8 protein-coding genes are annotated in these 9,899 nt (G+C 65.8%); 3 read left to right on the top strand and 5 right to left on the bottom strand.

Going from position 1 to position 9,899, the window contains the following annotated elements; translation table 11 throughout:
* The first annotated feature begins 94 nt into the window (after positions 1-94).
* Positions 95-415, top strand: a complete 321-nt coding sequence (locus L284_RS29965; RefSeq protein WP_021232996.1) for a hypothetical protein — start codon at positions 95-97, stop codon at positions 413-415.
* A gap of 217 nt (positions 416-632) precedes the next feature.
* Here the strand turns inward: L284_RS29965 and mutS are convergent, their stop codons facing one another.
* Complete coding sequence (gene mutS / locus L284_RS29970; protein ID WP_021232997.1) at positions 633-3,266, bottom strand: DNA mismatch repair protein MutS; 2,634 nt, start codon at positions 3,264-3,266, stop codon at positions 633-635.
* A gap of 114 nt (positions 3,267-3,380) precedes the next feature.
* Between mutS and L284_RS29975 the strand changes: the two genes are divergently transcribed.
* The gene (locus L284_RS29975; RefSeq protein WP_021232998.1) at positions 3,381-5,642 is read left to right on the top strand and encodes an NADP-dependent malic enzyme; all 2,262 of its coding nucleotides are present in this window, start codon (positions 3,381-3,383) and stop codon (positions 5,640-5,642) included.
* Between the two features lie 107 nt (positions 5,643-5,749).
* Here the strand turns inward: L284_RS29975 and trmB are convergent, their stop codons facing one another.
* The 4 genes from trmB to L284_RS29995 all read right to left on the bottom strand — a co-directional run bounded on the left by trmB (position 5,750) and on the right by L284_RS29995 (position 9,043).
* Entirely contained in the window at positions 5,750-6,466 is a 717-nt protein-coding gene (gene trmB, locus L284_RS29980) for a tRNA (guanine(46)-N(7))-methyltransferase TrmB (RefSeq protein ID WP_021232999.1), read from the bottom strand.
* A gap of 140 nt (positions 6,467-6,606) precedes the next feature.
* Positions 6,607-7,302 (bottom strand): response regulator transcription factor CtrA, encoded by a 696-nt coding sequence (gene ctrA / locus L284_RS29985; RefSeq protein WP_021233000.1) that lies wholly within the window; start codon positions 7,300-7,302, stop codon positions 6,607-6,609.
* 198 nt (positions 7,303-7,500) lie between these two features.
* Positions 7,501-8,859, bottom strand: coding sequence for a DUF5935 domain-containing protein (locus tag L284_RS29990; RefSeq protein ID WP_021233001.1), 1,359 nt, complete (start codon positions 8,857-8,859; stop codon positions 7,501-7,503).
* The gene (locus tag L284_RS29995; protein WP_021233002.1) at positions 8,852-9,043 is read right to left on the bottom strand and encodes a hypothetical protein; all 192 of its coding nucleotides are present in this window, start codon (positions 9,041-9,043) and stop codon (positions 8,852-8,854) included. The genes L284_RS29990 and L284_RS29995 overlap by 8 nt, the downstream gene beginning before the upstream one ends.
* 66 nt (positions 9,044-9,109) lie before the next feature.
* Here L284_RS29995 and L284_RS30000 point away from each other — a divergent pair.
* Positions 9,110-9,899 (top strand): glycosyltransferase (locus L284_RS30000; RefSeq protein WP_021233003.1); only part of this gene is annotated, 790 nt, incomplete at its 3' end.

Consider the following 9,899-nt stretch of genomic DNA (forward strand, 5'->3'; position numbering starts at 1 on the left):
GGCGACGGCGGCGGCGCCCTGCTATCGGATCATTCGCGCCGCCACCGGAACCCGGCACTTCTCCCGGCCGTTAACCCGGCAAAGGAGATTTGAGATGAGCGAACGCCCCGACGACCGCGCCCCTGAAACGGCCAACCCCGACCAGGACGACGAAGACACCCAGGCCCAGACCTTCGCCGAGGATGCGCAGGGACGGTCTTCCGACAGCTTCGGACTGGAAGACACTGAGAAGGCCAAGGGCGGCATCGCCGACGAGGACGATATCACCGACCTTGTCGACCACATGAACCAGATGGACACCAGCGGCGTCATCGACATGTCCGCCTATCGCGGCGAAGAGACGATGGACGATCTGGAAGACCGCTATGGCCGGGAAAACGCCCCGGACGACGATTTCGCCGACGACGACAGCTGAGGCTCAGTTCGCGGCAGAGCCTTCGCCCAGGGATTCCTGTGCGAAGGCTCTGCGGCGGCCTTGGCGTTCCCGCCGCCGTCTGCGGCATCGTCCGGCGAGAGGACGGAACAGTAGGCCGTCAGCAACACGCCGGCCGACCAGAGCAGCGCGTGCCAGCGGCTCCTGAAGACGTTCCTGATTTTCAGCCCGAACATGGATTCCGTCTAGCGCAGGTGGATTAAGACTCCGTGCCCGCCTCGCGCTTGAGGTCGTAGAGGATTTCCAGCGCGTCGCGCGGTGACAGGGCGTCGATATCCATGTCGCGCAGTTTGTCCCTCAGAACATCGCACTGCTCTTCCTGAGCCTCCTGGGCCGCCGCGAACAGCGGCAGGTCGCCGAGACCCGCTGCCAGACCGCCGGTTTCTGCGCGGCCCTTCTCCAGCTTTTCCAGCACCGACTTGGCGCGGCTGATCACCTTGGGCGGCACCCCTGCCAGTCGCGCCACGGCAAGGCCATAGCTGCGGTCCGCCGGGCCCTCGGCCAGTTCGTGGAGCAGCACCAGTTCGCCCTTCCACTCCCGCGCGCGGACGTGGTGCAGGGAGAGCGCCTCGCACGTCTCACCCAGCCGCGCCATCTCGTGGTAGTGCGTGGCGAAAAGGCAGCGGCAGCGGTTGGTCTCGTGGACGGCCTCGGCCACCGCCCAAGCCAGGGCAAGGCCGTCATAAGTCGAAGTCCCGCGCCCCACTTCGTCGAGGATGACGAAGCTGCGATCGGTCGCCTGCGAGAGGATCGCGGCGGTTTCGACCATCTCGACCATGAAGGTCGAGCGCCCGCGCGCGAGGTTGTCCGAAGCTCCGACGCGGCTGAACAGGCGGTCCACCATGCCGATCCGCGCCGACTTGGCAGGCACGAAGCCGCCCGCCTGCGCCAGCAGCACGATCAGCGCGTTCTGGCGCAGGAAGGTCGACTTACCACCCATGTTGGGGCCGCCGATCAGCCACAGCCGGTCGTGGCTGGCGAGGCGGCAGTCGTTGGCGACGAAGCGCTCGCCCTGAACCTTCAGCGCCGCCTCGACCACGGGATGGCGTCCGCCCTCGATCTCCAGCGACAGGCCCTCGACCACTTCCGGCCGCGTCCATCCACCCTCGGCCGCACGCTCGGCTTGCCCTGCGGCGACGTCGAGGCGGGCCAGCGCGGCAGCGGTGCGGGCGATGGCGTGACGGGCAGCCACGGCTTCGGCCACCAGTTCCTCGAAGTGCGCTTCCTCCGCTGCGAGGGCATGCGCGCCGGCCTCGGTGATGCGGCTCGCCTCCTCATGCAGGGCAAGCGCGTTGAAGCGCATGGCGCCCGCCATGGTCTGGCGGTGCGAGAAGCCGCTGTCGGGTTCCAGCAGCTTGTCGGCATGGCGCTGCGGCACTTCGATGAAGTAGCCGAGCACGTTGTTGTGCTTGATCTTGAGCGCCGTCACACCGGTCTGCTCGCGGTACTTGGCTTCCAGCGCGGCGATCGCGCGGCGAGCGTTTCCGGAAGTGACGCGCAGTTCGTCCAGCCCGGCATCGTAGCCGCTGGCGATATAGCCGCCCTGCCCGCGCTCGGTCGGAGGGCTCTCCACCAGCGCCTGCGCAAAGTGATCGACGAGCGCAGCGTGTCCGCCCAGGTCGGGCATGAGCCGGTCAAGCAGCACCGGCAGACCGTCCATCTGCGCCAGCCGCTCACCGATCCGGCGTGCTCCCGAAAGACCGTCGCGAAGCTGGCCAAGGTCGCGCGGAGAACCGCGCCCCGCCACCACGCGGCCCAGCGCCCGGCCCACATCGGGCAGCGCCCGCAGCGCTGCGCGCATGTCCTCGCGCAGCAGAGGATCGTCGTGAAGCCACTCCACCAGCGCGAGCCGTTCCGCAATGGCAAGGCGGTCAGTCAAAGGGGCGGAGAGGTCTTCCGCAAGCTGCCGCGCGCCGGCGCCGGTGACGCAGCGGTCGATCGCCTCGACCAGACTGCCCTTGCGGCCGCCCTGCGACGATTCCAGGATTTCCAGACTCGCCCGGGTCGCCTCGTCCATGGCCAGCGCGGCATCTCCGGCGCGCGCCACCGGCGGCAGAAGGAGCGGCAGCTTGCCCCGTCCGACATGGTCGAGATAGGCGATCAGCCCGCCCGCCGCCGCCAGCATGGCGCGCGTGAAAGTGCCGAAGCCGTCAAGTGTCGCGACGCCATGGACAAATTTCAGCCGCTCGTCGCCGCCGTCGGAGGAAAACTCATGCCCGCCGCGAGAGATCGCACCGTCCGGCGCCAGTTCCCAACCCTCCGGCACCACCAGTTCGCTCGCGCCCAACCGCGCCAGCGCCGCCCCCAGCCGGTCGGGCGGGCACTCTTCCAGTTCCATGCGTCCGGTGGAGATATCGCAGGCGGCGATGCCGAGGACACCCCGCACCTCGCAGGCCGCCGCCAGCACATTGGCGCGGCGCGGCTCTAGCAGAGATTCCTCCGTGAGCGTCCCCGCCGTGACGAAGCGGACGATGTCGCGCGCGACAAGCGCCTTGGAAGCCCGGCCTTCCTTTCTGGCGCGCTCCTTGGCCTGGGCAGGTGTCTCCGTCTGCTCGGCGATGGCCACGCGGCAGCCGGCCTTGATCAGGCGGGCAAGATAGCCCTCGGCCGCATGGACCGGCACGCCGCACATCGGGATCGGCTGGCCGCCATGTTCCCCGCGCGTTGTAAGTGCAATGTCGAGCACCTGGCTTGCAATTTGCGCATCTTCAAAGAACAATTCGAAGAAGTCGCCCATCCGGTAGAACAGCAGGCAGTCCCCGGCGGCCTCTCGCAAGACAAGGTATTGGGCCATCATCGGGGTCACCCCCGCCTTCTCGGACGCTGTGCTCATGGCTGTGAGCGTTAGCCCCCCGCCTCCCTTTTTGTGAAGCGCCGAAGGGCCGCCTTTCCCCTATCGCGTCGCGATAACATTCGTTAGGGCCAGACCCAAATCGGGAGAAATCGCTTGTCCGAAAAGTCGAAGGTCCAGTTCACCGAGCGCGAAGCGCTGTTCTATCACAACACGATCCGCCCCGGTAAGATCGAGATCATTGCGTCAAAGCCCATGGCCACGCAACGAGACCTCAGCCTGGCCTATTCGCCGGGCGTCGCGGTTCCGGTGCAGGCGATCGCCGACGATCCCGCCACCGCCTACGACTACACGGCCAAGGGCAACCTCGTTGCGGTGATCTCGAACGGCACTGCGATCCTCGGCATGGGCAACCTTGGCGCCCTGGCATCGAAGCCGGTGATGGAAGGCAAGGCGGTGCTGTTCAAGCGCTTCGCCGATGTCGATTCCATCGATATCGAACTCGCCAGCGAAGACACGGACGCGCTGATCGAGGCCATCGCCATGATGGAGCCCAGCTTCGGCGGCATCAACCTTGAAGACATCAAGGCCCCCGAATGCTTCATCATCGAGCAGGCCCTGCGCGAACGCATGAACATCCCGGTCATGCATGACGACCAGCACGGCACCGCGATCATCGCCGCCGCCGGTCTCATCAATGCCTGCCTCATCACCGGCCGCAAGCTGGACGAGATCAAGGTGGTGGTGAACGGCGCCGGTGCCTCGGCGCTGGCCTGCACCGCGCTGATCAAGTCCATGGGCGTAACCCACGAGAATGTGCTGGTCTGCGACACGCGCGGCGTGATCTATCCGGGCCGCGAACGGGTGGACCAGTTCAAGTCGGCCCATGCGGTCAAGACCGACAGGCGCACGCTGGCCGAAGCCCTCGTCGGTGCCGACGTCGTTCTGGGCCTCTCGGCCAAGGGCGCGATCACGCCCGAGATGGTCAAGACCATGGCGCCCCAGCCGATCATCTTCGCCATGGCCAACCCGGACCCGGAAATCACCCCGCCGGAAGCCAAGGCCGTGCGTCCCGACGCCATCGTCGCCACCGGCCGTTCGGACTATCCGAACCAGGTCAACAACGTGCTGGGCTTCCCCTTCATCTTCCGCGGCGCGCTGGACGTTTCGGCCACCGCCATCAACGAAGAGATGAAGATCGCCGCCGCCAAGGCCATTGCCGAACTGGCGCGCGAGCAAGTCCATGAAGACGTTGCCGCAGCCTATGGCGAAGCGCAGCAGTTCGGCCGCGACTACATCATCCCCGCGCCGTTCGATCCGCGCCTGATGGAAGTCGTGTCGATGGCCGTCGCCAAGGCGGCGATGGATTCCGGCGTCGCCACGCGCCCGATCGAGGACTTCGAGGCCTACCGCGACCAGCTCAAGGCCCGCCTCAACCCCACCACTTCGGTGCTCACCCGCGTCTACGAGCAGGTCCGCGCCAATCCCAAGCGCATGATCTTCGCGGAAGCGGACAACGAAGTCGTCCTGCGCGCGGCGATCCAGTACCGGGACTTCGGCTACGGCGAACCGATCCTGGTCGGCCGCACCCAGGTCATCCTCGACAAGATGGCGGAACTCGGCGTTGCCGATCCCGAAAGCTATCACATCGAGAACTCGATGGTCTCCGACCACGTCGCGCCGATGGTGGAGATGCTCTACGAGCGCCTCAAGCGCCGCGGCTTCCTGCAGCGCGACGTGCAGCGCATGGTCAATACCGACCGCAACATCTTCGCCTCCGGCCTGCTCAAGCTGGGCGTGGGCGATGCGATGGTGACCGGCATGACCCGCCCCTTCGCGCAGTCCATCAAGGAAGTGCGCCGCGTGCTCGACCCGGCCGAGGGCAAGCTCGCTTTCGGCATTCACCTGCTGGTCGGCAAGAACCACACGGTGTTCATGGCTGACACAACCATCAACGAGCGCCCCACCGCCGAGCAGCTCGCGGTGATCGCCAAGGAAACCGCCGCCGTCGCCCGCCGCCTGGGCCACGAACCGCGCGTGGCCTTCCTCAGCTACTCCACCTTCGGCAACCCCTCGGGCAAGTGGCTGGAGCAGACTCGCGAGGCGATCCGCATCCTCGACGAGGAACAGGTGGACTTCGAGTACGAGGGCGAAATGGCCCCCGACGCCGCGCTGAACCCGAAGATCATGAAGCTCTATCCGTTCAGCCGACTGTCGGCTCCGGCGAACGTGCTGATCATGCCGGGCCTCCAGTCGGCCAATATCTCGGCCAAGCTGCTCAAGGAGATCGGCGGCACCACCTCGATCGGGCCGATGCTGCTGGGCGCGGAGAAGCCGGTGCAGATCGTGCCGATGACCGCGCTGGCACCGGACGTGCTGACGCTGGCCGTGCTGGCGGCGGCCGGGGTCGCAGGGTAAGAAAAAGGGCGCCCGGTACGATCCGGGCGCCTTTTCAACATATAACGTCGGAAAGAAGACGTCGTCCCGGATCAAGTCCGCGACGACGTTACTTGCCAGCTATATCGTCACTTCCGCCGATAGCGGAAATACCAGACCTCATGCCCATATACGGTGCGCGCCTTGTTCTCGTAGCGCGTTTCCGGCCAGCCGCCCGGACGGACCTGGAAGTCCTGCGGCTTGTCGCAGAGCCACTCGAACTGATCGGTATGGCGCTGCATCACCATCAGCGCATGGCGGACATAGACCGCATGGTCGGTGCCGAAGCGGAACTCGCCGCCGGGCTTGAGCTTGGCCGCGAACATGTCCACCGGGCCGTCGTTCATCATGCGCCGCTTGGCATGGCGCGCCTTGGGCCAGGGGTCCGGGTGCAGCAGGTAGAGGAACGAGAGCGAGTCGTCGGGAATGCGCGCAAGCACTTCCAGCGCGTCGCCGTGATGGATGCGCACGTTGCCCAGCGGCGTGCCGGCGCCGTTGTCGCCCGCGACATGGGTCAGCGCCTGGGCGACACCGTTGATGAAGGGCTCGGCGCCGATGAAGCCGTGGTTGGGCAGCATGTCGGCCCGTCCAGCCATGTGCTCGCCGCCGCCGAAGCCGATTTCGAAATGCATCGGGCGATCGTCGCCGAACAGGATCTCGGACGTGACCGGGCCTTCGAGGGGGACTGCGATTCGCGGCAGCAGGTTATCGACCAGCCCCTGCTGGCCCGCGCGCAGGGGTTTGCCCTTGGCGCGGCCGTAGAGGCGGTTCAGCGTGGTCGGATCGCCGGATTTGTGAGCGGTCATGGCGCGGGGCCCTGACACCGTTGCGGGACGAGGTCAACGCCGCCCGATCATCAAAAACGAAACCGGCGCCCAAAGCGAAACGGCCCACCCCCGGGGGCAGGCCGCTGCTTCACGCCTCATCGAGGCGCAAGGGGTAGGGTTCAGGCGACTTCCTGAAGCTCGTCCGGATCGCGCAGCACGTAGCCGCGCCCCCAGACCGTCTCGATGTAGTTGGCGCCGCCGCAGGCGTGGGCCAGCTTCTTGCGCAGCTTGCAGATGAAGACGTCGATGATCTTCAGTTCCGGTTCGTCCATGCCGCCGTAGAGGTGGTTGAGGAACATTTCCTTGGTCAGCGTGGTGCCCTTGCGCAGCGAGAGCAGCTCCAGCATCGCATATTCCTTGCCGGTCAGGTGCACGCGGGCGCTGTCGACCTCGACGGTCTTGGCGTCGAGGTTCACCACCAGCTTGCCGGTGCGGATGACCGACTGCGAATGGCCCTTCGATCGGCGGACGACGGCGTGAATACGCGCGATCAACTCTTCGCGGTGGAACGGCTTGGTCACGTAATCGTCGGCGCCGAAGCCGAACGAGCGGACCTTCGAATCCATTTCGGAAATACCCGAGAGAATCAGAACCGGCGTCTGCACCTTGGCCACGCGCAGCTTCTTCAGCACGTCGTACCCGTGCATGTCGGGCAGGTTGAGATCGAGCAGGATGATGTCGTAATCGTAGAGCTTGCCGAGATCGAGGCCTTCTTCGCCCAGATCCGTAGAGTAGACGTTGAAGCCTTCGGCCGTCAGCATGAGTTCGATGGCCCGCGCGGTAGTCGGTTCATCCTCGATCAGCAGCACTCGCATCGGAATTACCTTTCGCCCCCCGTTCCGGCTCAATCCCCAGCCGTAACGGACATTTCCGTGTATTAACCATAGGACAAATGAAGGTTAAAGGTTAATTTGCCGTAAACACGTATCCTCCGGGACTTTCAGGTTCATAGGCCCGATCGCGCCGTTAAGGTTGTGCCCCGCGGATGCCCTGCCCAAACGCCGAAACCGGCCTCATGCAGCCTTGACGGCCGGTTTGATCCGGGGAACCGCCACGTTAGACTGTTCCGCATCCACGCGCTTGAGGTAACTCCACAATCCGCATTGCAAACCGATCAGCATCAGGATGAACGGCTGGAAGGCGATGCCCACGAACAGCGAGCCAATCAGGTACACTACTTGCGCCAGTTGCAGGGCGACGGCGAGCGGCGCAACCCAGGCCTCGTCCAGGCCGGTACGCTTCTTCCACCTGCTCCGGATCCGCTCCATCTGCCAAAGCCCGCTGACCTGAAGCAGAACCCACAATGCGAAGCCCGGGAAGCCCTGCTCGCCCAGCATCTCAAAGTAGCTGGAATGGAAGGCGCGGCCCTCCTCCACCACATGCGTCCGCCGGATCTCGGTGCTACCGTCGACAGTGACTCGCGCAACCGTGTCGTATTCGACCCGGCTTGCCTGATTCACGACGAAGCCGCCACCCATGGGATGCTGCTTCACATAGTCCCAGGTCCATTTCCACACGCCCAGGCGCGTCCCGGCCGACTGGTCGGCCTGGTGATTCTCGATCGTGCTCATCCGCGCCAGGAACGCCGGCGGCAGGAACGGCACCGCCACCACGACCGCCATCGCCATGCCTCCGGCGATCAGCACTTTGTGCTTCGCGGTCCGCAAGTAGAAGAGGCAAAGCACGCCCAGGCATACCAAACCGGTGCGCGCCTGCGTCCCCACCGGGATCAGCGCGCAGGCGAAGATGAGCGCGGCGGCGAAAAGGTAGACTCGCCAGTCCGCCGGGAACACCGTGCCGTGTTTCACCAACCAGAGCACGATGGGGATGATGGAAATCGCCACGGCTGAGAGAATGGATCCTTCGTAGAGACCCGTGTTGTTCTCCACGAAGATGCGCAGGGTGCCATAGCCGCCGCCGCCGCCTGCGGTCTTGAGCCCACCGTCGATGACGAGCGCGCTCGCCGCGAGCACCATGACCAGCGCCACTGCCTCGATACGCAGGCGGGTGCGCAAAGTGAAGGGCAGGAAGATCGCGAAGACCAGCGCCTTCCAGACCCAGGCCCATTTCTCCGCCGCTGCGGCCGGATAGACCGCCGCCCAGGTGGTATAGCCGCAATAGAGCAGCAGCGCCGCGAGAATGCCCTGCCGCAGGGTGAAGCGCGAATCGCGCTTGTCGTCGAGAGCCAGCCAGCCGAGAAACGCGGCGGCGAAAGCCATGAGCGAGATCGGCAGGCGGGCCAGGATGCCCCAGGAGATGATCTGCGGACTGACGATATCGACATAGAGATAGCACAGCACCCAGAGGAACGGCCGCCGGAAGCCGGCCAGCAGGAAACAGGCGACGAAGCCGGTCAGCGCCAGGTCAAGCATCGCCGCCGCCCTTGCCGGGCCAGCGCATCTCGCGCCGCACGGGCTTCACTCTCCGGGCTGGCTCTCCTACGGGAGCGGCGCCATCTCGCGGTGTCTCGACATCGAGGTCGGCGCGCAGCAGCAGCCGCCACACGGCGAGTGCCAGCAGTCCGTGGCTCACGGCAAGGGCAAGGATGTCGACCATGGCCGCCCGGCCTACCAGCGCGGAGTTGACGCGGCGTTAAGCCTTGCAGACATAGGGATAACCGCCATGACCCGTGTTCTCCACGTCCTCGACCATTCGCTGCCGATGCACAGCGGCTATACCTTTCGGACCCGTGCGATCCTGAAGGCGCAGCAGGCCATGGGCTTCGAGGTCCGGAGCATTACCGGCATACGCCACAAGGCGGAAGGGCCGGACGTCGAGGAAGCCGACGGCCTGTTGTTCCACCGCACCGAAGGGAAAGCCGCCGGACCGGCGGGCCTGCGCGAAATGCGCGAGATCGGGCTGTTCGCCGATTCCATCGACCGGCTCGTGCGCGACTGGCGACCGGATGTGCTCCATGCCCATTCCCCTTCGCTTTGCGGCGCAGCGGCCGGGCGGGTCGCAAGGCGTCACGGCATCCCGCTGGTTTACGAGATCCGGGCCTTCTGGGAAGATGCCGCCGTCGGGAACGGCACGGGCAGCGAAGGTTCGCTCAAGTATCGGCTCACCCGAGCGCTGGAAAACCGTGTGGTCGGACGCGCGGATGCCGTCGTGACGATCTGCGACGGCCTGCGCATCGATCTCATCGCACGCGGCGTTCCGGCCGAAAAGATCTCGAAAATGCCGAACGGCGTCGATCTCGATCTCTTCGGCACGCCGCGTGCCCGCGATGCGGCGCTTGCCCGCGAACTCGGCTTAGAGGCGGAGGGCAAGCCGTGCCCGGTGATCGGCTTCATCGGCAGCTTTTACGATTACGAGGGCCTGGACGACCTTATCGCTGCCATGCCGCTGCTGCTCGCGCGCCAGCCCCAGGCGCGGCTGCTGCTCGTCGGCGGCGGCCCGCGCGAGGAAGCCC

The organism is Novosphingobium lindaniclasticum LE124 (assembly GCF_000445125.1).
GTDB lineage: Bacteria > Pseudomonadota > Alphaproteobacteria > Sphingomonadales > Sphingomonadaceae > Novosphingobium > Novosphingobium lindaniclasticum.